This window comes from Streptococcus macedonicus ACA-DC 198 (assembly GCA_000283635.1).
GTDB classification, from domain to species: Bacteria; Bacillota; Bacilli; order Lactobacillales; family Streptococcaceae; genus Streptococcus; species Streptococcus macedonicus.
On sequence record HE613569.1, the window covers coordinates 757,292 to 784,105 of the forward strand.

General features: G+C 38.0%; 26 protein-coding genes. 24 read left to right on the forward strand and 2 right to left on the reverse strand.

Annotated features, from left to right (window positions below; genetic code table 11):
- Window positions 1-37: 37 nt before the first annotated feature.
- The 18 genes from SMA_RS03910 to SMA_RS03995 all read left to right on the forward strand — a co-directional run bounded on the left by SMA_RS03910 (window position 38) and on the right by SMA_RS03995 (window position 16,813).
- A complete protein-coding gene (locus SMA_RS03910; RefSeq protein WP_014294329.1) occupies window positions 38-712 on the forward strand; it encodes a DnaD domain-containing protein in 675 nt (224 codons plus the stop codon).
- Entirely contained in the window at window positions 712-1,362 is a 651-nt protein-coding gene (gene nth, locus SMA_RS03915; RefSeq protein ID WP_014294330.1) for an endonuclease III, read from the forward strand. Before SMA_RS03910 ends, nth begins: the two co-directional genes overlap by 1 nt.
- Before the next feature lie 53 nt (window positions 1,363-1,415).
- Window positions 1,416-2,102 carry a tRNA (adenine(22)-N(1))-methyltransferase gene (locus tag SMA_RS03920; protein ID WP_014294331.1) on the forward strand — a complete coding sequence of 229 codons (687 nt, stop codon included), beginning with the start codon at window positions 1,416-1,418 and terminating at the stop codon, window positions 2,100-2,102.
- Window positions 2,089-2,877, forward strand: coding sequence for a Nif3-like dinuclear metal center hexameric protein (locus SMA_RS03925; RefSeq protein ID WP_014294332.1), 789 nt, complete (start codon window positions 2,089-2,091; stop codon window positions 2,875-2,877). Before SMA_RS03920 ends, SMA_RS03925 begins: the two co-directional genes overlap by 14 nt.
- Window positions 2,878-2,888: 11 nt before the next feature.
- Window positions 2,889-3,992, forward strand: coding sequence for an NAD(P)/FAD-dependent oxidoreductase (locus SMA_RS03930; protein ID WP_014294333.1), 1,104 nt, complete (start codon window positions 2,889-2,891; stop codon window positions 3,990-3,992).
- A 58-nt stretch (window positions 3,993-4,050) separates the two neighbouring features.
- Window positions 4,051-4,920: a glucose-1-phosphate thymidylyltransferase RfbA gene (rfbA, locus tag SMA_RS03935; protein ID WP_014294334.1), complete on the forward strand. Its 870-nt coding sequence runs from the start codon at window positions 4,051-4,053 to the stop codon at window positions 4,918-4,920.
- Window positions 4,920-5,513: a dTDP-4-dehydrorhamnose 3,5-epimerase family protein gene (locus SMA_RS03940; protein ID WP_014294335.1), complete on the forward strand. Its 594-nt coding sequence runs from the start codon at window positions 4,920-4,922 to the stop codon at window positions 5,511-5,513. The genes rfbA and SMA_RS03940 overlap by 1 nt, the downstream gene beginning before the upstream one ends.
- Before the next feature lie 40 nt (window positions 5,514-5,553).
- Window positions 5,554-6,603, forward strand: a complete 1,050-nt coding sequence (gene rfbB, locus SMA_RS03945) for a dTDP-glucose 4,6-dehydratase (protein WP_014294336.1) — start codon at window positions 5,554-5,556, stop codon at window positions 6,601-6,603.
- 136 nt (window positions 6,604-6,739) lie between these two features.
- Window positions 6,740-7,162 (forward strand): HD domain-containing protein, encoded by a 423-nt coding sequence (locus tag SMA_RS03950; protein ID WP_014294337.1) that lies wholly within the window; start codon window positions 6,740-6,742, stop codon window positions 7,160-7,162.
- A 119-nt stretch (window positions 7,163-7,281) separates the two neighbouring features.
- Entirely contained in the window at window positions 7,282-7,764 is a 483-nt protein-coding gene (locus SMA_RS03955) for an NUDIX hydrolase (RefSeq protein ID WP_014294338.1), read from the forward strand.
- A gap of 92 nt (window positions 7,765-7,856) precedes the next feature.
- Entirely contained in the window at window positions 7,857-9,044 is a 1,188-nt protein-coding gene (locus SMA_RS03960; protein WP_014294339.1) for an AI-2E family transporter, read from the forward strand.
- Window positions 9,034-10,269, forward strand: coding sequence for a tetratricopeptide repeat protein (locus SMA_RS03965; RefSeq protein WP_014294340.1), 1,236 nt, complete (start codon window positions 9,034-9,036; stop codon window positions 10,267-10,269). The genes SMA_RS03960 and SMA_RS03965 overlap by 11 nt, the downstream gene beginning before the upstream one ends.
- A complete protein-coding gene (locus SMA_RS03970; protein ID WP_009853950.1) occupies window positions 10,253-10,429 on the forward strand; it encodes a hypothetical protein in 177 nt (58 codons plus the stop codon). The genes SMA_RS03965 and SMA_RS03970 overlap by 17 nt, the downstream gene beginning before the upstream one ends.
- Window positions 10,430-10,550: 121 nt before the next feature.
- The gene (locus SMA_RS03975) at window positions 10,551-10,853 is read left to right on the forward strand and encodes an ArsR/SmtB family transcription factor (protein WP_014294341.1); all 303 of its coding nucleotides are present in this window, start codon (window positions 10,551-10,553) and stop codon (window positions 10,851-10,853) included.
- Window positions 10,854-10,951: 98 nt separating this feature from the next.
- A complete protein-coding gene (locus SMA_RS03980) occupies window positions 10,952-12,139 on the forward strand; it encodes an NADH-dependent flavin oxidoreductase (RefSeq protein ID WP_014294342.1) in 1,188 nt (395 codons plus the stop codon).
- A 390-nt stretch (window positions 12,140-12,529) separates the two neighbouring features.
- A complete protein-coding gene (gene alsS, locus SMA_RS03985) occupies window positions 12,530-14,206 on the forward strand; it encodes an acetolactate synthase AlsS (protein WP_014294343.1) in 1,677 nt (558 codons plus the stop codon).
- Between the two features lie 78 nt (window positions 14,207-14,284).
- Entirely contained in the window at window positions 14,285-15,004 is a 720-nt protein-coding gene (gene budA, locus SMA_RS03990; RefSeq protein WP_014294344.1) for an acetolactate decarboxylase, read from the forward strand.
- Between the two features lie 405 nt (window positions 15,005-15,409).
- Window positions 15,410-16,813: an APC family permease gene (locus SMA_RS03995; protein ID WP_014294345.1), complete on the forward strand. Its 1,404-nt coding sequence runs from the start codon at window positions 15,410-15,412 to the stop codon at window positions 16,811-16,813.
- Between the two features lie 50 nt (window positions 16,814-16,863).
- Here the strand turns inward: SMA_RS03995 and SMA_RS04000 are convergent, their stop codons facing one another.
- Both SMA_RS04000 and SMA_RS04005 read right to left on the reverse strand, forming a co-directional pair.
- Window positions 16,864-18,519, reverse strand: coding sequence for an Rqc2 family fibronectin-binding protein (locus SMA_RS04000; RefSeq protein WP_014294346.1), 1,656 nt, complete (start codon window positions 18,517-18,519; stop codon window positions 16,864-16,866).
- A 143-nt stretch (window positions 18,520-18,662) separates the two neighbouring features.
- On the reverse strand, window positions 18,663-19,520 hold the full coding sequence (locus SMA_RS04005) for a LysR family transcriptional regulator (protein WP_014294347.1): 858 nt from the start codon (window positions 19,518-19,520) through the stop codon (window positions 18,663-18,665).
- 182 nt (window positions 19,521-19,702) lie between these two features.
- Between SMA_RS04005 and SMA_RS04010 the strand changes: the two genes are divergently transcribed.
- The 6 genes from SMA_RS04010 to SMA_RS04035 all read left to right on the forward strand — a co-directional run bounded on the left by SMA_RS04010 (window position 19,703) and on the right by SMA_RS04035 (window position 26,776).
- The gene (locus SMA_RS04010) at window positions 19,703-20,476 is read left to right on the forward strand and encodes an amino acid ABC transporter ATP-binding protein (RefSeq protein WP_014294348.1); all 774 of its coding nucleotides are present in this window, start codon (window positions 19,703-19,705) and stop codon (window positions 20,474-20,476) included.
- A 15-nt stretch (window positions 20,477-20,491) separates the two neighbouring features.
- Window positions 20,492-22,045 carry an ABC transporter permease subunit gene (locus SMA_RS04015; RefSeq protein ID WP_014294349.1) on the forward strand — a complete coding sequence of 518 codons (1,554 nt, stop codon included), beginning with the start codon at window positions 20,492-20,494 and terminating at the stop codon, window positions 22,043-22,045.
- Between the two features lie 129 nt (window positions 22,046-22,174).
- A complete protein-coding gene (locus SMA_RS04020) occupies window positions 22,175-23,812 on the forward strand; it encodes a zinc-binding metallopeptidase family protein (RefSeq protein WP_014294350.1) in 1,638 nt (545 codons plus the stop codon).
- Between the two features lie 317 nt (window positions 23,813-24,129).
- On the forward strand, window positions 24,130-25,131 hold the full coding sequence (gene trpX, locus SMA_RS04025; RefSeq protein WP_014294351.1) for a tryptophan ABC transporter substrate-binding protein: 1,002 nt from the start codon (window positions 24,130-24,132) through the stop codon (window positions 25,129-25,131).
- Between the two features lie 20 nt (window positions 25,132-25,151).
- Window positions 25,152-26,021 (forward strand): ABC transporter permease, encoded by an 870-nt coding sequence (locus tag SMA_RS04030; RefSeq protein ID WP_014294352.1) that lies wholly within the window; start codon window positions 25,152-25,154, stop codon window positions 26,019-26,021.
- Window positions 26,018-26,776: an ABC transporter ATP-binding protein gene (locus SMA_RS04035; RefSeq protein ID WP_014294353.1), complete on the forward strand. Its 759-nt coding sequence runs from the start codon at window positions 26,018-26,020 to the stop codon at window positions 26,774-26,776. The genes SMA_RS04030 and SMA_RS04035 overlap by 4 nt, the downstream gene beginning before the upstream one ends.
- Window positions 26,777-26,814: the final 38 nt, after the last annotated feature.

Here is a 26,814-nt window from a genome sequence, read left to right on the forward strand (position 1 = left end):
GACTTGATGGATACGATTAACTTTTAGGAATATTATTATGAGTTTTTTAGAAAATTTTAAATCGGGTAATTTGGTGTTACCAAGCGCTCTTCTTTTTCATTATAAAGATATCTTCAAAAGTTCAGATGACTTTTTGATTTGGCAGTTTATTTATTTGCAAAACACGACCAAAATGGATGACTTGGCGCCTAGTCAAATTGCAACTGCTTTAGACAAAACAGTTGCCGAAGTGAATCGTTCGATTTCTGATTTGACAGCGCAAGGTCTTTTGGATATGAAAACCATTGAGCTTGGTAGTGAAATTGAGGTTATTTTTGATGCAAGTCCAGTCTTAGCACTTTTAGATGACTTGTTAGCTAAACCGGCAGAGACCCAAGAAAACCAAGCTTCAAATCCTATCAAAGAATTGGTTGAAGATTTTGAGCGTGAGTTAGGACGTATGCTTAGTCCATTTGAACTGGAAGATTTGCAAAAAACAATTCGTGAGGACAAGACAGACCCTGATTTGGTTCGGGCAGCCCTTCGTGAAGCTGTTTTTAATGGTAAAACAAATTGGAATTATATTAATGCGATTTTACGTAACTGGCGTCGTGAGGGGATTACAACAATGCGTCAAGTTGAGGAACGTCGTAAAGAGCACGAGGACTCGAAAGCAGGCAAAGTATCCGTATCAGATGATTTTCTAGCTGCTATGGATTTATGGAGTGACTAATGAGAGTAGGACGTGAACGTTTAAAGAAAATCTTAGCTATTATTGGTGAGATGTATCCAGAGGCACGTGGTGAATTGGAGTGGGAGACACCATTTCAATTGCTAATCGCGGTCATTTTATCTGCGCAAACTACAGATAAGGCGGTTAATAAAATCACGCCAAACCTTTGGAAAAAATATCCTGAAATTGCTGATTTAGCCAATGCAAATTTAGAAGATGTTGAAGATTGTCTGAGAACGATTGGTCTTTATAAAAATAAAGCTAAAAATATCGTCAAGACAGCGCGAGCTATTTTACGAAATTTTGATGGCAAGGTTCCAAAGACTCATAAGGAGCTTGAAAGTTTGCCTGGAGTTGGACGTAAGACGGCTAATGTTGTTTTGGCAGAAGTGTATGGTATCCCATCCATCGCTGTGGATACTCATGTGTCTCGTATCGCTAAACGTCTCAATATCTCAGCACCAGATGCTGATGTTACCGAAATTGAGCAAGACTTGATGAAGAAAATTCCAAAGAAAGATTGGATTTTAACACATCATCGCTTGATTTTCTTTGGACGTTATCATTGCTTGGCTAAAAAGCCAAAATGTGACATCTGCCCAGTTCAATCCTACTGTAAGTATTACAAAGATAATGTAAAAAATAATTAAGCAGTTCTTTTTGATATAATTGAAATGAATGATATATTTTAGAAGGAAAATGTATGCAGACAGTATTATCACAACGTTTGGCTGCTGTGGCGGAATTTGTACCGCAGGGGGCACGTTTACTTGATGTTGGAAGTGACCATGCTTACTTACCAATTGTTTTGACAGAAGAGGAAAAAATTTCATTTGCTATTGCAGGTGAAGTGGTTAAAGGACCTTATAAATCAGCACTTCATAATGTTGCAGGAGCTGGTTTAGGTGATAAAATCGCTGTTCGTTTAGCAGACGGTTTAGCGGCTTTTGACGAATCTGATAATGTGACAGCTATCACCATTTGTGGCATGGGTGGTGGTTTGATTGCTGATATTCTCGCAGCTGGCGTTGATAAATTAGCAAGTGTTGAGCGTCTGATTTTACAACCTAATAACCGTGAGGATGAGCTTCGTTCTTGGCTTATGGCAAATCATTTCAAAATTATTGCGGAAAAAATCATAACTGAAAATGATAAATTCTACGAAATCATGGTGGTAGAACATGGGGAAATGACTTTGTCGGATACAGAATTGCGTTTTGGACCATTTTTAAATCAAGAAAAATCAGCAATCTTCAAATTACGTTGGAAACGTGAATTGAAAAAATTAGAGTTTGCTTTGCCACATGTTCCTAAAAATCTTATCGATGACCGTGCAACCATTTCACAAAAAATAGCAGCAATTAAGGAGGCTATCAATGAAAGCAAGTGAGATTATTGCTCGTTATGAGGCGTATTGCCCACGTGAATTATCTATGGAAGGAGATATTTCAGGGCTTCAAATTGGCACCCTTGATAAGGATGTTAATCGTGTGATGATTGCACTTGATGTTCGTGAGACGACAGTTGCAGAAGCAATTGAAAAAGGTGTTGATTTGATTATTGTTAAACACGCTCCGATTTTTAAACCGCTTAAGGACTTGGCTGCAACGGCACAAAATCAGATTTACCTTGACTTGGTGAAGCACGATATTGCCGTTTATGTTAGCCATACCAATATTGATATTGTGCCAGATGGTTTAAATGATTGGTTTTGTGAGCTCTTGGAGATTACGGACACTGACATTTTGACACCAACTGCAGATAGCTATGGGATTGGTCGTATCGGAAAGATTGAGAAGCAGTCTTTTTTTGATTTTGCATTAAAAGTAAAAGAAAAATTCCATTTGGATAGTGTACGCCTAGTTGCTTATGGAAATCAAGAAACTCTCGTTAACCGTGTTGCGATTTGTGGCGGAAGTGGTCAAGGATTTTATCGTGACGCAATGGAAAAAGGGGCACAAGTGTATATCACAGGAGATATTTATTATCACACAGCCCAAGAAATGATTACCAACGGTATGCTTGCGATTGACCCTGGGCATCACATCGAGGTGCTTTTTATCGATAAATTGGTTGAAAAATTCAATGCTTGGAAAGCCGAAAATAATTGGGATGTGACGATTTTAGAAAGTCAAGCTACGACCAATCCTTTCTATCACTTGTAAGGAGAGTTCACATGACAAAAGTTGCTATTATTGGTGCAGGCGTGGTTGGGGCTACAGCAGCCTACTATATTTCAAAATCAGAAGAGGTCGATGTCACTGTCTTTGATTACGGCCTTGGTCAAGCAACAAAAGCTGCCGCTGGTATTATCAGCCCCTGGTTTTCAAAGCGTCGCAATAAGGCTTGGTATCGCATGGCTCGTTTGGGAGCAGACTTTTACCAAATCTTAGTAGAAGATTTAAAACAAGCTGGTCAGTCAACTGATTTTTACCAACAAACTGGCGTTTTTATTCTTAAAAGGGATGAAAGTAAGCTTGAGGAATTATACGATTTAGCCTTGTCACGTAGAGAAGAATCCCCCTTGATTGGTGAGCTTAAAAACTTATCTAAAAATCAAGCTAACACTCTTTTTCCAGACTTAGAGGGATTTGGTGAGCTTTTATATGCTTCTGGTGGGGCTCGTGTTGAGGGAGAAGAATTAACGGCTACTTTGTTAGCTGCCAGTGGAGTTTCTGTGATTTCGGAAAGAGTTGATTTTGAAGTGACAGCCACCGACTACTTAATTCAAGGACAGCATTATGACAAACTTATCTTAGCAACTGGCGCCTGGCTCGGTGAGATTTTAGAGAAGCATGGTTACCGAGTTGATGTTCGTCCGCAAAAAGGGCAACTGCGTGATTACTATTTTGATAATTTGGCGACCGATATTTATCCAGTGGTGATGCCCGAAGGTGAATTGGATATCATCCCTTTTAACAAGGGAAAAATTTCCATGGGAGCTAGTCATGAAAATGACATGGGCTTTGATTTGGCAGTAGACTATGACTTGTTAAATCGAATGGAGCAGGAAGCGCAAGCCTATTTTCTAAGATTTTCAGATGCAACAGAAGCGCGTGAGCGTGTGGGGATTCGTGCCTATACAAGTGACTTCTCACCCTTCTACGGAGAAATCCCAGACTTACCTAATGTTTTTGTAGCCAGCGGATTGGGTTCTACTGGTTTGACGGTTGGTCCTTTAATCGGTCATGAATTAGCTATGCTTATTTTAGGTCAAGAGGGATGGTTGGCAGAAGCAGATTACCCTGTTTGTCACTACATTAGTCCAACTAAAGGATGACAGTCTCCTCAGTTCATGCTATAATAAAAAAGATGAATATATAAGAGGAGACCTTACTATGAAAGGTATTATTTTAGCAGGTGGTTCAGGGACACGTTTGTATCCATTGACTCGCGCTGCCTCAAAACAGCTCATGCCGGTTTATGATAAACCAATGATTTACTATCCCCTATCAGTTTTGATGTTGGCTGGAATCAAGGAAATTTTGATTATTTCAACACCGCAGGACCTTCCACGTTTTGAAGAGCTTCTTGGAGATGGTTCAGAATTTGGTATTTCCTTGTCTTATGCAGTTCAACCAAGTCCAGATGGTTTGGCGCAAGCCTTTATCATTGGGGAGGACTTTATTGGTGATGATAGCGTTGCGCTTATTCTTGGAGATAACATTTATCATGGTCCAGGTCTATCAGCTATGTTGCAACGAGCTGCCGCTAAAGAATCAGGGGCGACTGTCTTTGGTTACCAAGTTAAAGACCCAGAACGCTTTGGTGTGGTTGAATTTGATGACAAGATGAATGCCATCTCAATCGAAGAAAAACCAGAACACCCTAAATCAAATTATGCGGTTACAGGTTTGTATTTCTATGACAATGATGTTGTTGAGATTGCTAAAAACACCAAACCAAGCCCTCGTGGGGAACTTGAAATCACAGATGTTAACAAGGCTTATCTTGACCGTGGAAACTTGTCAGTTGAAGTTATGGGGCGAGGTTTTGCTTGGCTAGATACTGGGACTCACGAAAGCTTGCTTGAAGCAGCTCAATACATTGAAACTGTTCAACGCATGCAAAATGTTCAGGTAGCTAACCTTGAAGAAATTGCTTACCGCATGGGTTACATCACCAAAGAAGAAGTGCACGACTTAGCACAATCATTGAAGAAAAATGAGTACGGACAATACTTGCTCCGTTTGATTGGAGAAGCCTAATGACAGAACAATTTTTTGAAAAAGAATTAGCTGCGCGTCCAGTTGAAGGTATTCCTGGAATGCTCGAATTTGATATTCCAGTTCATGGAGACAATCGTGGCTGGTTCAAAGAAAACTTCCAAAAAGCAAAAATGGTGCCACTTGGTTTTCCAGAAAGTTTCTTTGCAGAAGGAAAGCTCCAAAACAATGTGAGCTTCTCACGTAAAAATGTACTTCGTGGCCTACATGCAGAACCATGGGACAAATACATTTCAGTCGCTGATGGCGGTAAAGTGCTAGGCTCTTGGGTTGACCTCCGTGAAGGTGAGTCATTTGGTAACACTTACCAAACAGTCATTGATGCCTCAAAAGGTATTTTCGTGCCACGTGGTGTCGCAAATGGTTTCCAAGTACTATCAGATACTGTTTCCTACAGCTACCTTGTCAACGACTACTGGGCACTTGAATTGAAGCCTAAGTATGCCTTTGTCAATTATGCTGACCCCACACTTGGCATCAAATGGGAAAATCTTGAAGAAGCAGAAGTTTCAGAAGCAGACAAGAACCATCCGCTGCTTAAGGATGTCAAACCATTGAAAGTAGAAGATTTGTAATCTGAACTGCGAATACTAAAAAACATCATAAGGAAGTAACATGACAGACTATAAAAATATTATCGTCACAGGTGGGGCTGGCTTTATCGGTTCTAACTTTGTGCACTATGTTTACAACAATCATCCAGATGTTCACGTCACTGTCTTGGACAAATTGACTTACGCTGGTAACCGTGCCAACATCGAAGAAATTCTTGGCGACCGTGTTGAGCTTGTTGTGGGTGACATTGCTGACGCTGAATTGGTAGACAAATTAGCTGCTAAAGCTGATGCTATCGTTCACTACGCGGCTGAAAGCCATAATGATAACTCATTGCAAGACCCAAGTCCATTCATCTACACAAACTTTATCGGAACTTACACTTTGTTGGAAGCTGCTCGTAAATACGACATTCGTTTCCATCATGTGTCAACTGACGAAGTTTACGGTGACCTTCCACTTCGCGAAGATTTGCCAGGACATGGTGAAGGACCAGGTGAAAAATTCACTGCTGAAACAAAATACAATCCAAGTTCACCTTATTCATCAACAAAAGCTGCATCAGATTTGATTGTTAAAGCTTGGGTACGTTCATTTGGCGTTAAAGCAACTATTTCTAACTGCTCTAACAACTATGGACCATACCAACACATCGAAAAATTCATTCCTCGTCAAATCACAAACATTTTGTCAGGAATTAAACCAAAACTTTATGGAGAAGGTAAAAATGTCCGTGACTGGATTCATACCAACGACCACTCAACAGGTGTTTGGGCAATCTTGACTAAAGGTCGCATTGGGGAAACTTACCTTATCGGTGCCGATGGTGAGAAGAATAACAAAGAAGTGCTTGAACTCATTCTTGAAAAAATGGGTCAACCAAAAGACGCTTATGACCATGTAACAGACCGTGCAGGTCACGACCTTCGTTACGCTATTGATTCAACGAAACTTCGTGAAGAACTTGGTTGGAAACCTCAATTCACAAACTTTGAAGAAGGACTTGAAGCAACAATCAAATGGTACACAGATAACCAAGATTGGTGGAAAGCTGAAAAAGAAGCTGTTGAAGCTAACTACGCTAAAACACAAAAAGTTCTTGATAAATAATCATAAAAGCCTATCGTATCAAAGGTTACAGCTTGTGCGATTGGCTTTTTTTGTGGTTTTGGGGTATTTTCGGGAGCAAAGTAAAGGGAGAAAAGTGGTATAATAAATTTAATTTTTTCGGTAAAGAGGAACAGTGATGAAAGATGATGTCAAATTAGCTCATGAAATTGCTAAAAGAGCACATCACGGTCAAGTTGACAAAGCTGGTGTGCCGTATATTTTACACCCTGAGACGGTGGCATCGCTTGTCACGAAAGATGATGAAAAAATCGTTGCCTATTTACACGACGTGATAGAAGACACTTCTTATCGGCTGAGTGATTTAGAAGAAGCAGGTTTCTCGTCTGAAATCATAAAAGCAGTTGATTTATTGACTAGAAAAGATGGACAATCGTACAATCAATATCTTAAACTTGTTAAAACAAATGAATTAGCACGTGTTGTCAAATTGGCGGATTTAAAGCACAATTCAGATTTATCAAGGCTGGCTCAGGTCACTCGAAACGACATCAAACGTCTGAAAAAATACCAAGATGCCATTATATTTTTAAGCACTTAGATAGCTCTATGTGCTTTTTACCCCCTTAAAAATAGGAAATGCCGTCTAAGTTAACCCTTGATTCAAGAATTGTCCTTAGTTTTCTGGTACAATAAAATAAAACAAGAAAGAAGAGAGAAATGACAAAATTAGCAACGATTTGTTATATTGATAATGGTGAAGCGCTTTTGCTTTTACATCGCAATAAAAAACCAAATGATGTTCACGAAGGAAAATGGATTTCTGTTGGTGGTAAGCTAGAAGCGGGCGAGACACCAGATGAATGTGCGAAACGTGAGATTTTCGAGGAAACGCATTTTACTGTTAAAGAAATGGATTTCAAGGGAGTGATTACGTTCCCAGAATTCACACCAGGGCATGATTGGTACACTTATGTTTTCAAGGTAACCAATTTTGAGGGAGAATTAATTTCTGATGAAGAGTCACGTGAAGGAACTTTAGAGTGGGTGCCTTACGACCAAGTTCTATCAAAACCGACTTGGGAGGGTGACTACGAAATTTTTAAATGGATTTTGGATGATGTGCCATTCTTTTCAGCCAAATTTACTTATGATGACGAACAGCGCTTGATTGATAAAAACGTGATATTTTATGATAAATGAGCGTATCATTCTAAAAAATGGTGATTTTAATAGAAAATGCTATAATGGAAATTAGTTTAATCATTGATTGCAAACAGTAGTGAGGAGTTTTCATGAATTATCATCAAGAGAAGAAATTTACAGATTCTTGGTTTTTTAAATGGTTTTTAAATAATCAAGCAGTTGTCGCTGTTTTGATTACTTTTCTTGTGTTTTTAACCCTTTATCTCTTTACCAAGATTTCATTTTTATTTACGCCGATTATATCTTTTATAGCTATTATTATGTTGCCTTTGGTGATTTCGGCAATTCTCTATTATTTAATCAAACCCTTGGTTGATTTTATTGAGAAACGTAGCGTTAGTCGGACAACTTCTATTTTTATTGTGTTTGCGATTATCATTGCTTTGTTAATCTGGGCTGTGGCAAGATTTATCCCAATGATTCAAGAGCAGTTAATGTCTTTCGTTAAGAATTTACCAAGTTATGTTAGAAGCATTAATGTTGAAGCCAATAAATTTTTAGAGAGCCCCTGGCTAGCCAATTATCAAGAAGAATTGGAAAAAATGCTGTCAAATGTGAGCACGAAAGCGATTGATTATGCGGAAAGCTTTTCAAAAAATGCGATTGACTGGGCATCAAATTTTGCCAGTGCGATTGCTCGTGTAACTGTAGCAATCATTATGTCGCCTTTTATCTTATTTTATTTCTTGCGTGATAGTGGCAAGATGAAAGAAGGCTTATTAAAAAGACTTCCGACACGGATGCGTCGCCCAATTTTGCGTGTTCTCGGTGATATTAATAAACAATTAGCTGGTTATGTTCAAGGACAAGTAACGGTTGCTATTGTTGTTGGTATTATGTTTACGATTTTCTTTAATATTATTGGTTTGCGTTATGCGGCTACTTTTGGGATTATCGCTGGTTTTCTTAATATGATTCCTTATCTTGGAAGCTTTCTTGCCATAGTTCCAGTCGTTATCATGGGAGTTGTCCAAGGTCCGATTATGCTCATTAAAGTTTTGATAACATTTGTTGTTGAGCAGACAATCGAGGGACGTTTTGTTTCACCTTTGGTTCTGGGAAGTAAATTGAGCATTCACCCGATTACTATCATGTTTATTTTGCTAACATCTGGATCAATGTTTGGTGTTTGGGGCGTTTTCCTGGGGATTCCAGTTTACGCTTCAATCAAAGTTGTTGTTAAAGAAATTTTTGGATGGTACAAACGTATTAGTGGTTTGTATGAGGAAGAAGTACTTGTTATAGAAGGGGAAGAAAAAGCTAAAGATGTTGAATAGTGAAAAAATAGTGGCTTCGATTCAAAATCAAGATTTGGAGCATGCTGATAAATATTTGAAACGCGCCTTAAAAGAAGATGATGCTGAGACGCTCTTGGAATTGGCAGAATATCTTGAAAGCATTGGTTTTTTGCCACAAGCAAGGGAAATTTATTTGCAGGAGCGTGAGAGTTATCCTGAAGTAAATATTAACCTAGCGCAGATTGCAATTGAAGATGGTGATATTGAGGGAGCTTTCTTTTATTTGGATACCATTTCACCAGAAAGCGAAGCATATTTATCAGCTTTGCTTGTCATGGCTGATATTTACGATATGGAAGGTTTGACAGATGTTGCGCGTGAGAAATTATTGTTAGCTAGTGAAATCAGCGATGAACCCTTGGTTGTTTTTGGTTTGGCTGAAATTGAGTTAGAATTAGGTAATTTTAATCAAGCAATCAAAGAATACGCTAAGTTGGATAACCGTGAAATCCTTGAATTAACGGGGATTTCTACTTATCAACGTATCGGTCGTGCTTATGCTAGTCTTGGGAAATTTGAGGCAGCGATTGAATTTCTTGAAAAAGCGATTGAAATTGAATACGACGACGGAACAATTTTTGAATTAGCCACTATTTTGTATGGCCAAGGGGAGTATCAAAAGGCAAATGTTTACTTTAAGCAGTTGGATACGATGAATCCTGATTTTGAGGGCTATGAATATGTCTATGCCCAATCTCTCCATGAGGAAAATAAAACAGAAGAAGCGCTTCGCCTAGTTCAAAAAGGTTTGATCAAAAACGAATTTGATACCAATTTGTTGCTAGCTGCGTCACAATTGTCATATGAATTGCATGATTCTAAGCAAGCTGAAAGCTATCTTTTGAAAGCAAAAGATGTTGCGGTTGATGATGAAGATGTCTTGATGCGTTTGACCAACTTGTATTTGGAAGAAGAGCGTTATGAAGATGTTGTTGCTTTGTCACGTGATAATATCGATAACGTCCTAACAAAATGGAATATCGCTAAAGCTTACCAAGCCTTGGAAGCTGATAAAAAAGCGCTCAAGATTTATGATGAATTGGCGACAGATTTAGCGGATAATCCAGAATTCTTGCAAGATTATGCTTATATTTTACGTGAATTTGGGCAAAAGGAACGTGCTCATCAAGTTGCAGAACGTTATTTACAATTGGTTCCAGATGATGTGAATATGGTGGAATTTTTAAATGAAAATGAATTTTAGAAATCTCTTGGTCAGTAATCTCATTACGGTCATCATTATTTTTGTTTTGTTAAGTATTTTTGACCATAGTGGCGACCCATTGCGCAATATCATTATTGTATTTGTCGGATTTATCGTGATGACCATTTATGATTTTGTTAGAACAAGACGAAAAAAGTAATCAGTTCAGTAGAAGTTGAGACAAAGGTGCTCAACTTCTTTATTTTGTGTAGTTATCATTTACAAGATAAATTTTTTGATTTTTCTATTGAGATATCGAGAAAAATAGATATGATAGAATCATGGAAAATGTAGAAATCTTTAAAGCCTTAGCCAATGACTATCGATTACAAATCCTTTTTTGGTTGAAAAATCCGGAAAAATATTTTGTCCATGAGGAAAATGTGGATATGAGAGAAGTAGGCGTTTGTGTTGGTGAAATTCAAAAACAATTAGGGCTAACACAGTCAACGACATCCCACTATCTTTCAATGCTTCAAAAAGCTAATCTGTTGGTTGCTACCAGAATCGGAAAATGGACTTATTATCGTCGTAACGAAGTAACGCTTAAACACCTTCGTGACTTCATCGATAAAGAGTTGTAAAAAAAGAAAATTTTTTTGAAATAACATATCGAAAAATCTAAATATATCGTTTTAAAATTTTCAATAATTTTCTACAATACAGAAAAAGGGGTCATTTTATGTCAAATCAATTAACCGACAAAGTCGTTTTGCGTCATGGCACAGTTTTAAATAATCGCATGGCGATGTCACCGATGCAAACTCATTCAGGGAAACGTGGTGGCTTTGTTTCAGATGATACGCTTTGCTATTACAATGCACGTTCAAAAGCAGCAGGGCTTTTAATTACAGAGTTTCATTATGTTAGTCCAAATGGTGGTCCAGCTTATGTGCCTGGCTATCCTGAACAATTAGGGGCTTATTCTGATGAGCATTTAGACGGTTTGCGTCAAGTAGCTCAAGCTTTGAAAAAGGATGGCAATAATGCAATTCTCCAAGTTCATCACGGCGGTCGCGCAGCTATTGGGCAAGCGATTAGCGGGCAAGATGTCGTTGCACCAAGTCAGGTTGATTTTAGTTTCCTAGATTATCCTATTCGTGAATTAACAGCAGACGAAATTGATGATATTATCAAAGATTTTGGCAAAGCCACTCGACGTGCGATTAAAGCTGGGTTTGACGGCGTTGAAATTCATGGAGCCAATCATTACCTTATCCAACAATTCTTCTCAAAATTATCAAATTTCCGTACCGATAAATGGGGTAGTAGTCTTGAAAAGAGAACGGCGTTTCCACTAGCTGTTGTTGCTGAGGTTATGGACGTTGTTGCTAAAGAAGCACCACAAGACTTTATCGTTGGTTATCGTATTAGTCCAGAAGAAATTCATGGTGATGCGATTGGTTATACTTACCAAGAATCTGTTCAACTTATCGCAGAAGTGGTGAAATATCAATTGGATTACATTCACCTATCGCTTTGGGATGGTTATTCTTCAAGACCGCAAGGCGTTGATAAGACATATGCAGAATTGTTCAGAGAAGTTCTTGACGATGAGACAAAATTAATGTTGGTTGGTGGTGTTTTTGGAGAAGAAGCTGCGCGTGATGCGATTGAAAACTATGGTGATTTAATTGCTGTTGGACGTGGTACTTTGGTTGACCCATTATTTGCTCAAAAAATCATGTTGGGTCAAGGAGATACGATTTTAAGTGAAGTGAGTCCTGAAACACTTGATTATATCAAATGGACACCAGGTTTATTTGAAGCATTTTCGCGTCAAGATTCTCTTGGTTTGCCAAAAATTCCTGGGGCAGAAAGTATCTATCATCTTCATACAGGACGTTTTGATATGTACTCTAAAAAATAATCAAAGAAGAATGAAGTAATGCAGTCAACTACCATTCTTTCTGAAATGGTTTAGATAATATAAACAGTGATAAGCGAATCGGTTATGTTATCAGAGGCGATTCGTTTTTGTGGTATGATGACAGATTGTCTAAAATTGGCTTGATATTTTTATTTTAAAGCAGAACCATTTTCAGATTATTTAAAATTATTTCAAAGAAAGATAAAGAAAAAATTCACAAACAATTTTTCACAAACTTTCTGTAAGACTATGGTATAATTGAATCATATTTGTGAAAAAACAAAAATTTGTGATTTAGATTGGACTGATTCTTACACCAAATCCAGCTATGATTTTGATGCTTTTCGACAGTAAAATGAATGAGTCATCTAAAGACATATAGGAGATAAAATGACAAACAATAATAAACAATATGGGGCTGATTTAGTAGTAGATAGCCTCATTAATCATGACATTGATTATGTCTTTGGTATTCCTGGTGCTAAAATTGACCGTGTGTTTGACACGCTCGAGGATAAGGGACCAAAATTGATTGTTGCTCGTCATGAGCAAAATGCCGCTTTTATGGCGCAAGGAATTGGACGTATTACAGGTACGCCTGGTGTTGTGATTACAACAAGTGGTCCTGGGGTTTCAAACTTGGCGACAGGTCTGATAACCGCAACGGATGAAGGTGACCCTGTTTTGGCGATTTCAGGACAAGTTAAACGTTCTGATTTGTTGAAACGTTCTCACCAATCTATGAAAAATGTGGCAATGATGGAGCCAGTCACAAAATATGCAGTAGAAGTTCATGACCCAAACACACTTTCTGAAACAATCGCTAATGCTTATCGTGTAGCAAAATCAGGAAAACGCGGTGCTAGTTTTGTGTCTATTCCACAAGATGTGACTGATAGTTTGGTTTCGGTCAAAGCGATTAAGCCACTAACCGACCCAAAACTTGGTTCTGCATCAGTTGATGATGTTAATTATCTAGCACAAGCGATTCGTAACGCTGACTTGCCAGTTCTTCTTTTGGGAAATGGTGCTTCAACACGTGCTGTTACCAATGCTATTCGCAAGTTGCTAGAAGCGGTTAAATTGCCAGTTGTTGAAACATTCCAAGGTGCAGGCATTGTCTCACGTGAATTGGAAGAAGATACTTTCTTTGGACGTGTTGGGCTTTTCCGCAATCAGCCAGGTGACATGTTGCTTAAAAAAGCTGACCTTGTTATTGCTATCGGTTATGACCCAATCGAGTATGAAGCCCGAAATTGGAATGCTGAAATTTCAGCTCGTATTATTGTTATCGACGTTGCGCAAGCTGAAATCGATACTTATTTCCAACCAGAACGTGAATTGATTGGTGACATTGCGGATACGATTGACTTGCTCTTGCCTGCCGTTAATGGTTATGTTTTGCCAAAAGCATCAGTAGATTATTTGAAAAATCTGAAGAAAAATGTTGTTGAAGATGTCAAATTTGACCGTAATTCCAAGGAAGGTTTGGTTCACCCACTTGATGTTATTGATGTCTTACAAGAAAATACAACAGATGATATGACTGTCACTGTTGACGTTGGTAGTCACTACATTTGGATGGCGCGTTATTTCAAATCATATGAAGCTCGTCACTTGCTTTTCTCAAATGGAATGCAAACCCTCGGTGTTGCACTTCCTTGGGCAATCTCAGCAGCGCTTGTACGTCCAAATACGAAAGTTATTTCAGTTTCTGGTGACGGTGGCTTCCTCTTTTCAGCGCAAGAATTGGAAACTGCCGTACGCCTTAATTTACCAATCATTCACATCATTTGGAATGATGGTAAATACAACATGGTTGAATTCCAAGAAGAAATGAAATACGGTCGTTCATCAGGCGTTGATTTTGGTCCAGTTGATTTTGTTAAATATGCAGAAAGTTTTGGTGCAAAAGGTTATCGTGTTGACAGCAAAGTTTCATTTGAAGAAACACTTAAGAAAGCTTTGGAAGAAGCAAGCAATGGTCCAATTTTGATTGATATTCCAATTGACTACAAAGATAATATCAAACTTGGCGAAACAATCCTGCCAGACGAATTCTATTAACTTGATTTTTTAACCATATGGCAATAAAATAATACTAGAAGATACTATTTAATTTTGATGACGAAAGTGAAGGAGAATATGTCAGAAGCAATTAAACTTTTTCAATATAATACATTAAGTGCCCTTATGTCTGGACTTTACGGTGGGACATTAACTATTGGTGAGCTTTTAGAGCACGGTGATTTGGGAATTGGGACACTTGATTCTATTGATGGAGAGTTGATTATTCTTGATGGTAAAGCTTATCAAGCCAAAGGTTCTGAAGGGAAAGCAGAAGTAGTGGAAGTTTCTGATGGTGTCAAAGTGCCTTATGCAGCGGTAGTGCCTCACCAAGCTGAAGTGATTTTCAAGCAACGCTTTGCAATGACTGACAAGGAATTGGAAAAACGCATTGAATCTTATTATGACGGTGTTAATCTATTCCGTTCGATTAAGATTAAAGGAACATTTGCAAAAATGCATGTGCGTATGATTCCAAAATCAGCGCCTGATATCAAGTTTGCGGATGTCGCAACGCACCAACCAGAATACACACGTGAAAACATTTCAGGTACGATTGTTGGGATTTGGACACCAAAGATGTTCCATGGTGTGAGTGTTGCAGGTTATCATTTGCATTTTATTTCTGATGATTTCACATTTGGTGGTCATGTGATGGATTTTATTATTTCAGAAGGTGTTGTTGAAGTTGGGCCAGTTGATCAACTAGATCAGCGTTTTCCGGTTCAGGATCGTAAATACCTTTTTGCAAAATTTAATATGGATGAATTGAAAGAAGATATTGAAAAAAGCGAATAAAACCGATTATTTGGCATAAGTTATAAAAATTATTGCCCTTGTTTGATTTCAGGATTATTTGCGAGTTTTGCTCCCAACAAAACGATACTTACTGTTGCGAACTTGAGGAATTCCTTGGCTTCCTTCAACTGTCTGCTGGACTATTGAACCTACCGATGGCTCAAAACATCTAGTGGACGGTTTGAGGTTTGAGACTAGAAATCAAAAAGCGAGACATCTAAGAAAGTATCAAAAAATTTTTTTGAATCTAGAGCGTACTGTTTGACAGTACGCTTTTTATAATCTAAGGAGTTGATTTTTAGTTATATTTGTCCTAAAATAGAAAACGTTATACATGTGAATTTTGTATCAAAATTGATAGAATTTTAAGAATTGTATGACTATTTTTTTAAAACAGGAGAATGTATGGATATTTTTCGAAAGACCCCTATGACGCAAAAGAGGAGTTTTTTGCAACGACGATTGGGGCTAGCTGAGCTTATCTTTTTAGGGGTGGGCTCGATTGTTGGAACTGGTATTTTCACGATAACAGGAGTAGGTGCTGCCCAATATGCAGGTCCTGCTATTACGATATCAATCCTTATCGCTGCTCTTTGTGTGACGATATCGGCTTTATTTTTTGCTGAATTTTCATCACGATTACCTCACTCAGGTGGCGTTTATCGCTATTTATATACTGTTTTTGGGGAATATCCTGCTTGGATTGCTGGCTGGTTTATGATTATCGAATTTGCAGGTGCAATTTCAACAGCGGCTTCTGGTTGGGGAGAGTATCTGAAAGCTTTCTTGAAAACGTTTGGTATTAGTTTGCCGACAGCGTTAAGTGGTCCATTCAATCCTAAAAACGGAACTTATATTGATATTATTCCAGTTATTTTATTATTCTTTGTGACTGCCCTTGTTTTGTTGGGAGTTCAAACGGTGTTAAGGTTTAATTCGATTTTGGTTATTTTCAAATTAGCCGTTTTACTCATCTTTATTGCCTTAGGGCTGACAGCTATTAATGTTGATAATTGGAGTGATTTTGCCCCATATGGTTTTGGTCAAATTTATGGCGGAAAAGTTGGGATTATGGCAGGAGCTTCTTTGATGTTCTTTGCGTTTCTGGGATTTGAATCCATTTCAATGGCAGCAGATGAAACAAAGGAACCGCAAAAGAAAATTCCACAAGGCATTTTTATCTCAATCGGCTTGGTGACTTTGTTGTATGTTGCGGTAACCTTGATTTTAACAGGAACTGTTCACTATTCAAAATTGAACATTACGGATGTTGTTCCATATGTGTTGCGTAGTATTGGTTTTCCATTTATCGGAAATTTTGTATCAATTGTTGTTATCATGACACTTGTTACCGTCTGCATTTCCATGATGTACGCTTTAACACGTATGATTTATAATATTAGTTGTGACGGTCTTTTGCCTGAACAATTTCAAGAATTAACACCGAAGAGTAAAGTTCCAAAGAAAGCAACGATTTTTGTTGGTTTGATAACCATGTTCTTTTCAGGTGTGTTGCAATTAGAAATTTTAGCCATGTTGGTTAATATTGTAACCTTGGCTTATCTGATTTTGTTAGCTCTGGGAGTGATTAAACTTCGCAAAGATTTTGGGGAACCAAAAGAGGAAGAATTTAGAACACCTTGGGTGCCATTTTTACCGCGGTTATCGATTGTTATTTGCCTATCATTGATGACACAATGCAAAGCGATTACTTGGTATGGTTTCATTGCATCCTTTATTCTTGGAAGTCTCATCTACTTTGGATATGGCTACAGACATTCTAAGTTAAGTGAAGATAGTAAAAAATAAGAAAACTCACTTTAAATCAACCGAAAGGAAGATTTAAAGTGAGTTTTTGTTTATTTTGTCATGCGCAAACTGTTGATTTTTTCTTCGGTCGGAGTGACACGAAGCGTTTTTTGACCAGTATAAGTTACAAAACCAGGTTTGCTACCAGTTGGTTTGTGAAGCTTTTTAGCTTCAATCATATCAACCTGAACAAGGTTGGACAGACGTGCTTTTGAGTAGTAGGCAGCTAATTCAGCAGCGTCAGTTTTGACTTCGTCGCTTGGATTGAGATTATCCTTGATAAGAACGTGGCTACCAGGAATATCCTTAGCATGGAACCAAAGTTCTCCTTTTTTTGCCATTTTGAAAGTCAATTCATCATTTTGCAGGTTGTTGCGTCCAACCATGATAATTGTTTTGCCATCTGAAGCCAAGTATTGTTCTGGTTTTTTGCGTTTGTGGCGTTTATCTCGCGTGCGACGTTTGACAAAGCCAGTTTCGACTAATTCCTCGCGAATATCCTCGATATCAGAAATTGACGCATGATTCAATGCTGTTTCAACGCTTTCGAGGTAAGCAATCGTATCCTTGGTTTCTTGAATAAGCCCTGTCAAGTGCTTCACAGCTTCTTTCAATTTTTGGTATTTTTTGAAATAACGCTGCGCATTTTGACTAGGTGTCAGGCTTTTATCGAGCGCAATGATGATTTTTTCGTTGGTGTAGTAGTTGTCTAATTCGACTTGGTCTTGATTGTTTGGCACTAGCGTGAGATAGGTCGTTAAAAGTTCTCCTTTTTGGCGGAATTCTTCCGCATTTTCCGTCGCTAATAATTCTTTTTCTTGCTTGCCAAGTTTTTTGATATTTTTATCCAACTCTGTTTGAACACGGTGAATCAAATCGCTTGATTGCTGATTGACACGGTCGCGTTCAGCCTTATCTTGATAAAAAACATCCAAGAGTTCAGAAAGACTGTCAAATTGCTTATCGCTCTTGTCAAATAGCACAGCAGCAAATGATTTATCGGTCATATTTGGTTGACATGGTCTAGCAAAGAAAGCACGGAATTGTTTCAATTTGTCATTGCTGAGTTGAGCAGCCAAATTTTCCGCGGTATCACGTCCCAAGCCTTGGAAAAGTTTTTGCAGATTGCGCGGTGCCAAATCTTCTGTCTGCAAAAGTTCAAATAATTTTTCATCTGAAACAGTGAAAGGATTTTTAGCCTCTGTTTTTGGCGGTGCAAGATAAGTTGAGCCAGGCAAGATAGTGCGGTAGCTATTTTGTGAGAAACCAATATGCTTGATTGACTCGATAATCTTGTTTTCAGCTTTATCAATCAAAATAATATTGCTGTGTTTGCCCATGATTTCAACCACCAAGGTGACTTTGATGTTATCACCGATTTCATTTTTATTAGAAAATGCGATTTCTAATATACGGTCATTTTCAACCTGTGTAATACTTTCAATGACTGCCCCTTGAAGGTATTTTCGCATAATCATGGTAAAGGTATTTGGGGTTTGTGGATTTTGAAAATCAGCTGTCGTGATTTGCACACGTCCGAAAACAGGGTGAGCAGAAAGCAAGAGCTTATAATTCTTACGATTGTTGCGAATGGTTAAAACCAACTCACGTTCAAAAGGTTGATTGACCTTTTGAATACGTCCGTAAAGTAGCTCTTCTTGTAATTCTTTTGTTAAATGGTGTAGAAAAAAACCATCAAATGACATGATTAAAGTTGCCGCAAGATTAGTCAATCAAAAATGCTAAGAAATCTTACGACGTCTCCTTTCTAATTTCATGTGTTCAATCCCTTTATTATAGCATATCCTTGGCGAAAACTGGGATTTTAGTCATGGGAAAGTTGCTGATGTTATTTTTTTAGTTTTTGGATAATGGGAATGAGGTCTTGGTAGTAGGTGTTGTCCATTTTTATAATGGCGTAAGTTTTGATAAAGACGTCTCTGAATTTTTGAGAGCTGATGACAATATTGTCATTAGTTAGCATACGGTCGGCAATGTCTTGGCTAACGATAGTAATCCCAGTACCTGATAAGACCTCATGTTCAATGAGCGATAAATTGTCAATGGAAAGGTGGTTTTGTGTAGGAAGTTGGTTGATTTTGATAAATTCCTTCAAAAAATTATGATAACTACTAGCCATATGATAGAGCAAAAACAGGGTTTCTTGACCGTTATCAAAGGCTTCAATCAATTCTTTTTGACCGACAATGGTCAATTTATCAGCACGAAGTTGGATTTTAAGCACGCCTTTTTGGGTATAACTGCCAGACATTATTCCGAGGTCTATTTGGTCGTTTAAAAGAGCTTCAAAAATACTTCGTGAATTGCTGTAAGTCTGAACGCTTAGTTTATGGTGTTCAGGAAGATTTTTTTGAATGGTTGACAAAAAAGTCTTGAGATAGGAAATATCAGAACCAAGCACAATGGTTTGCTCAAAATCGGACGTTAATTTATCAAGAAGGTCATTATAAGCAAGTAGGGTTTGATTAGCAAAGTGATAAATTTCTTTCCCTTTGTTTGTTAACGCTATTTTTTTATTTTTACGTAAGAAAATATCACATAAATTGCTACTAATTTCTTTAACACGTTTGGAAACAGCTGGTTGACTGATATTATTAAGCTTCGCTGCTTCTGAAAAACTTTGTGTTTCATAAATGTCTTTGATTAATTTGAAGTCAAAAATGGATAATTTATAACTAGATTTCATATTTTAAATTATATCATAAAGAAAAGTTATATTCAATCACTTGTTGAAATGACTTTTTTGCGAAAAAATGTTAGAAAAAAGACAAAAAACAGCTTATATGTTAGAAAATCTAACATATAACATTGAAAAAACATTCTGAAAATTATAAAATATTGACATCAATTGAGAAAGAGGTCGTTGGCATGGTTGTTTTAGAGGAAGAACTAGCAAATTTCGATTTAAATGCAAAATACATGATTGAACTGAAGGCAATCAAAAAAAGTTATGGCAAGCAGGAGGTTTTAAAAAATATCAATCTTTCTGTTAAAAAAGGTGAGGTCGTTGTGTTGATTGGCCCATCAGGAAGTGGCAAATCAACGCTTATTCGTACTATTAATAAATTGGAACATATTAATGGCGGAAAAATGGCTGTCATGGGAAAAAATATTTATGACATGAATATGAATGATAATCTCTTGCGAGAACGTGTTAATATGGTTTTCCAACATTTTAATCTCTTTAATAATATGACCATTGCACGAAATATCAGTATTGGTCCTGAAAAACTCCATCGAAAAAGCGGTGAAAAACTGCAAGAAAAGGTGAGTGGCTTGCTAGATTTAGTGGGTTTATCAGATAAATGGGATGCTTATCCTGAAAATCTCTCAGGTGGACAAAAGCAACGTGTGGCGATTGCCAGAGCGTTAGCCATGGAGCCTGATATTATTTTATTTGATGAACCGACATCAGCTCTTGACCCTGAAATGGTTGGTGAGGTTTTACAAGTCATGAAAGCTATTGCTAAGAGCGGAACAACAATGATTATTGTGACACATGAAATTGGTTTTGCAAAGGAAGTGGCTGACCGAATTGTCTTTCTTGAAAATGGAGAATTAATTGCTGATATGTTGCCTGAAGAGGTTAATAGTTCTTACCCAAATCAGCGTGTCGCAAATTTCCTAAAGCAAATTTTGTAAGTGTTAGGAGAGGTTATGGTTATTGATTTTCTACAAAATTATGGGAGTTTTATTTTAGATGGTGCCCTGATGACGGTGTTTTTATCAGTCGTTTCAATGATTTTAGCACTTGTCTTGGGAGGTGTTGTTACTGCGGCACGAATGAGTGATAATCTGTTGATTCGCGGGCTAACGAAGCTATACATTGAAGTGGTTCGTGGTCTTCCAATGCTGGTTATTTTGTCACTGTTCTTTTACGGCCTACCTGAACTTGGTTTCAATGTTCCAGACGGTTCGCTCTTTGGCGTTGATTTAGACCGTCTGATTTCAGCTCTGATTGGTTTAACCGTTGGAGAATCGGTTTTTGTTGCTGAAATTTATCGCTCAGGGATTCAAGCTGTTGATTCAGGGCAGTTTGAAGGTGCTCGAAGTATTGGTTTTAATAAATTTCAGACTTATCGTTATGTGATTATTCCACAGGCATTTAAAAATATTCTCCCAACCTTGGGAAATGAATTTGCCAATAATATCAAATCAAGTTCGCAAGCGTCGGTTATCGGGGTGGCAGATTTGATGTTCACAGCAAGCACGATTCAAGGGATTTCTTACAAACCTTTCCAAGCTGTTATCGCGGTTGGTATTGTTTATCTGCTCTTTACCTTTTCAACAACGCGCATTGTTGCCCATTACGAAAAGAAAATGAGCCACAGCACCGAAGAACCACTAACCATATCGGAAAAAATTCGTCAGATGATGCAAACTATCAAGGCAAGCTGGAAAAAATTGACCTTAACCACCGCAATCATTGCTGCTATTGTCGGTATTTTCGCTTTGAATCATGGCGGAGCTTCAAAAACGGTTTCTAGTGTTGAGAAAATCAAAGAATCTGGACAACTTGTTGTTGCGACGAATATCGGCTACGCTCCATATGAATTTTACGATTTGACATCAGGACATAAAAAGGCGGTTGGGGTTGACATTGCCTTTGCCCAACAATTAGCGGATAAATTGCAGGTGAAATTAGTCGTTAAAAATATGAATTTTGATTCTATTTTGGGAACCATTACCTCTGGAAATGCGGATATTGCCATTGCGGGAATGACAAAAACAAAAGAACGTGAAAAATCCGTTGATTTTACTGAAAATTATGTGAAGCAAACCAACAAAGTGGTTGTTCGAAAAGAGGTCGCCAGTCAATACACGTCAATTGAAAGTTTGGCGTCAACAACAATTGCTGTGCAAAAATCAACAACACAAGCTGATGTGGTTGAGGATGATATTAAACCTCAACAAATCGTTGCCTTATCAAGCTTACCAGATGTTTTCTTAAATTTACTCCAAGGGAAAGTCGATGCGGTTGTTGCTGATGACACGGTTGCTGACCAATACATCGCAAGCAATGACAATCTAACATATGCCGATATTGAATTGCCGGGGACAACCGAAACAGCCATGGCATTAACCAAAGGAAATAGTTCTTTGAAAGAATATGTTGACCAATTAATTGAGCAAGACAAAAAAGACGGCACCTTTGATAAATGGATGGCAGAATATAGTGAATTAGCACAAAAAAATACAACAGAAGAATAGAAAGAGGAATGTTTATGTCAGTTGTAGATGGGACAAGTCGCTTGCGTAAGGTGCTAACTATGTAAACCTGAATTTTTAGTGAGTGCAGCACCAATTAATGTGATTTCAGAACAATAAAGGAGTATCATCATGAAATTTGAAACCATAGAAGCCTATAATCTGCCAGAACGTATCGAAGCCATTTCAAAATATTTAGTCTCTATTCTTTCGGTTAATGGAACCAGTGGGGAAGTTGCCGTTGCAGATGTCATTTATAAGCTCGTCAAATCAGTACCTTATTTTAAAGAACACCCTAGGCGTGTCTGGCAGCAAGCTTTGGAACAAGATAGTTTGAAGCGTAAAAATAACTTTGCTCTTTTGAAAAAAGAAGGAACAAAGCAGACTGTCATTCTTCATTCTCACATGGATACGGTTGGCGTTGAAGATTATGGTCTATGGTCCTTTACTTTAAAAGAAATCGCCCATGACTCTGATGCACTGCAAGCATTTTTCAAGACTTATGACGAAGATCCTCTCATTCAAAAACACGCTCAATCTGGTGATTGGCTTTTTGGACGTGGAATTCTTGACATGAAATCAGGTGATGCAGTCAATATCGCAACGATTTTCTATTATATGGAACACATGGATGAGTTGCCCTGCAATCTGCTTTTGATGACAAATGCCGTAGAAGAAAATGACCATACAGGTGTCATTCAGGCTTCTAGTGAGTTGTTGCGTTTGCGTCAAGAGGGATACGATTTCAAAGCTGCCATAAACACTGATTTTATTTCACCGTCGTATGAAGGAGATGAGAAAAAGTACATTTACACAGGCGCAGCTGGAAAAATGCTAACGTGTTTTTACATCAAGGGGCGTGAAACACATGTTGGAAGCTGTTTAATGGGAATTGATGCGACGCTTATCTCAAGTGCTATTAATCTGAAAATCAATACCAATCTTGATTTGGTTGAAACCATTTCCAATGAGGAAATTTTGCCAAGTTCTGCCTTACTGCAACGTGACTGCAAAGATTTCTACAATGTGCAAACGAATAAACGAGCCAATCTGTATTTCAATACATTTTTGTATGAAAAGAGTGCTGATGCGGTTTTGCAGACTTTGTTAGCTGCTAGTAAAGAAGCTGTTCAAGAAGTGACAACAAACTATGAGGAACGTTTCAAACTCTACACAGAAAGAAGCCATATTCACAGTAATATCAGCCACGACATTGTAGTAATGACATTTGATGAATACCTTGCTAGATTAGCGAAAAAAGGCTATGACACGAAGATGCTCATTTCAAGCTTTTTGAATCAAATTAAAGATTATGATAAACGAGAAGTCGGCTTTCAATTAATTGATTATCTAGAAGCTAAAACACAATCAGACGAAGCAAAGGTAGTTGTCTTTTTAGCACCACCATTTTGCCCACACAATTATACGGATTCTGATAGCGAGGTTGACCAAGCACTCGAACAAATGATGACAGAATTTCCAGAACAAAATTTTGTCAAACGTCGTTTTTTCCCATTTTTGAGTGATTCAAGTTACCTTGCCATGCGGGAAACGACAGAAGATATTAACAAGCTTAAAGCTAATTTTCCGTTAATGGATAGCATTTACCCATTGCCAGTTGATACCATTAGAACACTTGATATTCCTGCTGTTGATTTAGGTGTTTACGGCATTGGTGCACATACTTGGAAAGAGAGAATTTATAAACCATATTCTTATCACACCCTTCCTAAAGTCATCAGAAGTTTTATTGAACATCTCACCAAGTAACAAGAAATAAATTTAGAAAATTTCGAAAAGTGCTTGAAATTTCCAAAATTTAGGATATAATTATAAAAAAACACAGGAGGAAGCTAAGATGAACATGACACAAACTCTTACAAATTGGCAAAGTTGGCGTAAGTAGAGTTGTGTTTATGTGTTTGCATAGATACGACTTTTGGAGTGCTTCTAAAAAGTATCTATGCGCTAATCTTAGTTACAAAGATAAAAAAGCGTGTAGTAAGTAATTACTAGACGCTTTTCTTTTTAGTTGACTCACCCTGCTGATAGATAATGTTAAGATTTTAAAACCAACGGAGAAAAGAATGAAAAATAAAGCACTTATTGGAACCCTTATTACTCTTGTTATTTTAGTTGCTGGTTCGATGATTTATGACCAGACTAAAAGCGATTCAAGTAAAAATGATGTGGTTAAAATTGGTATTTTGCAGTATGTGACGCACGATGCTCTAGATGAGATTGAAAGAGGAATTGAAGACGGTCTTGCTGAGGCTGGCTATGATAGTGATAACGCTGAAATTACGGTGTTGAATGCTGAAGGTGACCAAAGCAAGATTCAAACGATGAGTAAGCAGTTGGTCAATGCTAAAAACGATGTTTTGATTGGTATTGCAACACCAGCGGCACAAGGTTTGGCGTCAGCAACGAGTGATATTCCAGTTGTTATGGGAGCTATTTCTGACCCAGTTGGTGCAAAATTAGTTAAAAATCTTGAAGAACCAGAAGGAAACGTAACAGGGGTTTCCAACCAAGTTCCGATTGAACAAACCGTAGATCTTATTCAAGAGATTACACCAAATGCCAAGACAATCGGTGTTTTATATGCTAGTAGCGAGGATAATTCAGTATCACAAGTCGCTGAATTTAAAGAGGATGCTGAAGCTGCAGGCATTAATGTCATTGAATACGCCGTACCGTCAACAAATGAAATCACAACAACAATGTCGGTCATGACAGGAAAAGTTGATGCTATCTTTGTTCCACAAGACAATACCATTGCATCAGCCTTTACGACGGTTGTTAATGCTGCCAATGCTGCGAAAATTCCGATTTATTCATGCGTTGATACAATGGTAGAGCAAGGAAGCATTGCATCAGTTGCCCAAAGTCAGTATGATTTAGGTGTGGAAACGGCAAAAATTGCTGTTAAATTGTTAGCAGGTAAAAAAGTGTCAGAGGTTCCTGTCAATATTGTCAATACAGGGACGCCAACCCTTAATTTGAAAGCCGCACAAGAGCTTGGTATTACAATACCAGATAGTGTTCTTTCAGAAGCCACAGTGGCTGTTGAGGCAGATGATAATTAAGAAAGAAGGAGAAAAATCAGATGATTATTTCGTCAGTATCACAAGGGCTTTTGTGGGGAATTCTTGGTCTAGGAATTTACCTTACCTTTAGAATCTTGAACTTTCCAGATATGACAACAGAAGGCTCATTTCCGCTTGGAGGAGCAGTGGCTGTTACTTTGATGAACCATGGTTTTCATCCTGTTTTAGCAACACTTGCAGGAATGCTTGCAGGGTGTTTTGCAGGGCTTGTGACAGGCTTGCTTTATACCAAAGGAAAAATCCCAACCATTTTAGCAGGAATTTTGGTGATGACCTCTTGTAACTCAATCATGCTCATGATTATGAAACGTGCTAATCTTGGCTTGCTTGATATTAAAACATTGCAAGATTTATTCCCGTTTGCAGACAGCACTAACTTGCTGATTATTGGTCTTTTAGCGGTTGCTATTGTTATTTCAGGATTGATTTTCTTCCTATACACACGACTTGGTCAGGCTTATATTGCTACTGGTGATAACCGTGATATGGCAAAAAGTTTTGGGATTAATACCGACCGCATGGAAGTTATGGGGCTTACGATTTCAAATGGGTTGATTGCTTTGTCAGGTGCTCTTGTCAGCCAACAAGATGGCTACGCTGATGTCTCAAAAGGAATTGGTGTGATTGTTATCGGGCTTGCTAGTATCATTATCGGAGAAGTGTTGTATTCAACTGGTCTAACACTTTTAGAGCGTTTGATTGCCATTGTTGTTGGGTCGATTTTGTATCAATTCTTAATCACGGCAGTTATTTCCCTTGGCTTCAATACGAACTACCTCAAATTGTTTAGTGCACTTGTCTTGGCACTCTGTCTCATGGTTCCCGTTCTTAAAAATAAATTTTTCAAAGGAGTGACCTTATCGCGATGAAAAAAATTGTAGAATTAAAAAATGCTACCGTTCAAGTTAATAACGGTCTTGACGAGGTCAAAACAATCCTTGATGACGTGAATTTGACGATTTATGAACATGATTTTTTGACGATTTTAGGTGGGAATGGTGCTGGGAAGTCAACGCTTTTTAACGTGATTGCTGGAACTTTGATGTTGACTAGCGGAAGCATTTATATCCTAGACAAAGATGTGACGCATTCACCTGCTGAAAAACGTGCTAACTATTTGGCGCGTGTCTTTCAAGACCCTAAAATGGGAACAGCACCACGTATGACTGTGGCTGAGAATCTTCTTATTGCCAAATATCGTGGTGAAAAACGTGGTCTTTTGCCACGAAAAATTCATGCGTTTACCGATGAATTTCAAGCGTTGGTTGCACGAACTGGTAATGGTCTTGAAAAGCATTTGGAAACGCCGACTGGGCTTTTATCAGGCGGGCAACGTCAAGCACTTAGCTTGCTCATGGCAACGCTAAAACGCCCAGAATTGTTGCTACTTGATGAACATACGGCAGCCCTTGACCCTAAAACGAGTGTATCCTTGATGAATGTAACAGATGAATTTGTAACAGGTGACCACTTGACAGCACTCATGATTACACACCACATGGAAGACGCTCTGAAATATGGCAACCGTTTGATTGTTATGAAAGACGGCAAAATTATCAAAGATCTTAATCAAGACGAAAAAGCCCAAATGGCAATCGCTGATTATTATCAATTGTTTGAGTGAGAGAACAGCGCATTGTTATACAAAAACTAAAATGATAT

Coding starts and splice junctions, on each gene's coding strand:
- SMA_RS03965 (WP_014294340.1), top strand. CDS start 9,034: ATGTTGAATAGTGAAAAAATAGTGGCTTCGATTCAAAATCAAGATTTG.
- SMA_RS03910 (WP_014294329.1), top strand. CDS start 38: ATGAGTTTTTTAGAAAATTTTAAATCGGGTAATTTGGTGTTACCAAGC.
- nth (WP_014294330.1), top strand. CDS start 712: ATGAGAGTAGGACGTGAACGTTTAAAGAAAATCTTAGCTATTATTGGT.
- SMA_RS03975 (WP_014294341.1), top strand. CDS start 10,551: ATGGAAAATGTAGAAATCTTTAAAGCCTTAGCCAATGACTATCGATTA.
- SMA_RS03995 (WP_014294345.1), top strand. CDS start 15,410: ATGGATATTTTTCGAAAGACCCCTATGACGCAAAAGAGGAGTTTTTTG.
- SMA_RS03920 (WP_014294331.1), top strand. CDS start 1,416: ATGCAGACAGTATTATCACAACGTTTGGCTGCTGTGGCGGAATTTGTA.
- alsS (WP_014294343.1), top strand. CDS start 12,530: ATGACAAACAATAATAAACAATATGGGGCTGATTTAGTAGTAGATAGC.
- SMA_RS03930 (WP_014294333.1), top strand. CDS start 2,889: ATGACAAAAGTTGCTATTATTGGTGCAGGCGTGGTTGGGGCTACAGCA.
- SMA_RS04020 (WP_014294350.1), top strand. CDS start 22,175: ATGAAATTTGAAACCATAGAAGCCTATAATCTGCCAGAACGTATCGAA.
- SMA_RS04005 (WP_014294347.1), bottom strand. CDS start 19,520: ATGAAATCTAGTTATAAATTATCCATTTTTGACTTCAAATTAATCAAA.
- SMA_RS03970 (WP_009853950.1), top strand. CDS start 10,253: ATGAAAATGAATTTTAGAAATCTCTTGGTCAGTAATCTCATTACGGTC.
- rfbA (WP_014294334.1), top strand. CDS start 4,051: ATGAAAGGTATTATTTTAGCAGGTGGTTCAGGGACACGTTTGTATCCA.
- SMA_RS03940 (WP_014294335.1), top strand. CDS start 4,920: ATGACAGAACAATTTTTTGAAAAAGAATTAGCTGCGCGTCCAGTTGAA.
- SMA_RS04000 (WP_014294346.1), bottom strand. CDS start 18,519: ATGTCATTTGATGGTTTTTTTCTACACCATTTAACAAAAGAATTACAA.
- SMA_RS03925 (WP_014294332.1), top strand. CDS start 2,089: ATGAAAGCAAGTGAGATTATTGCTCGTTATGAGGCGTATTGCCCACGT.
- budA (WP_014294344.1), top strand. CDS start 14,285: ATGTCAGAAGCAATTAAACTTTTTCAATATAATACATTAAGTGCCCTT.
- SMA_RS04035 (WP_014294353.1), top strand. CDS start 26,018: ATGAAAAAAATTGTAGAATTAAAAAATGCTACCGTTCAAGTTAATAAC.
- SMA_RS04015 (WP_014294349.1), top strand. CDS start 20,492: ATGGTTATTGATTTTCTACAAAATTATGGGAGTTTTATTTTAGATGGT.
- SMA_RS03955 (WP_014294338.1), top strand. CDS start 7,282: ATGACAAAATTAGCAACGATTTGTTATATTGATAATGGTGAAGCGCTT.
- rfbB (WP_014294336.1), top strand. CDS start 5,554: ATGACAGACTATAAAAATATTATCGTCACAGGTGGGGCTGGCTTTATC.
- trpX (WP_014294351.1), top strand. CDS start 24,130: ATGAAAAATAAAGCACTTATTGGAACCCTTATTACTCTTGTTATTTTA.
- SMA_RS03950 (WP_014294337.1), top strand. CDS start 6,740: ATGAAAGATGATGTCAAATTAGCTCATGAAATTGCTAAAAGAGCACAT.
- SMA_RS04010 (WP_014294348.1), top strand. CDS start 19,703: ATGGTTGTTTTAGAGGAAGAACTAGCAAATTTCGATTTAAATGCAAAA.
- SMA_RS03960 (WP_014294339.1), top strand. CDS start 7,857: ATGAATTATCATCAAGAGAAGAAATTTACAGATTCTTGGTTTTTTAAA.
- SMA_RS03980 (WP_014294342.1), top strand. CDS start 10,952: ATGTCAAATCAATTAACCGACAAAGTCGTTTTGCGTCATGGCACAGTT.
- SMA_RS04030 (WP_014294352.1), top strand. CDS start 25,152: ATGATTATTTCGTCAGTATCACAAGGGCTTTTGTGGGGAATTCTTGGT.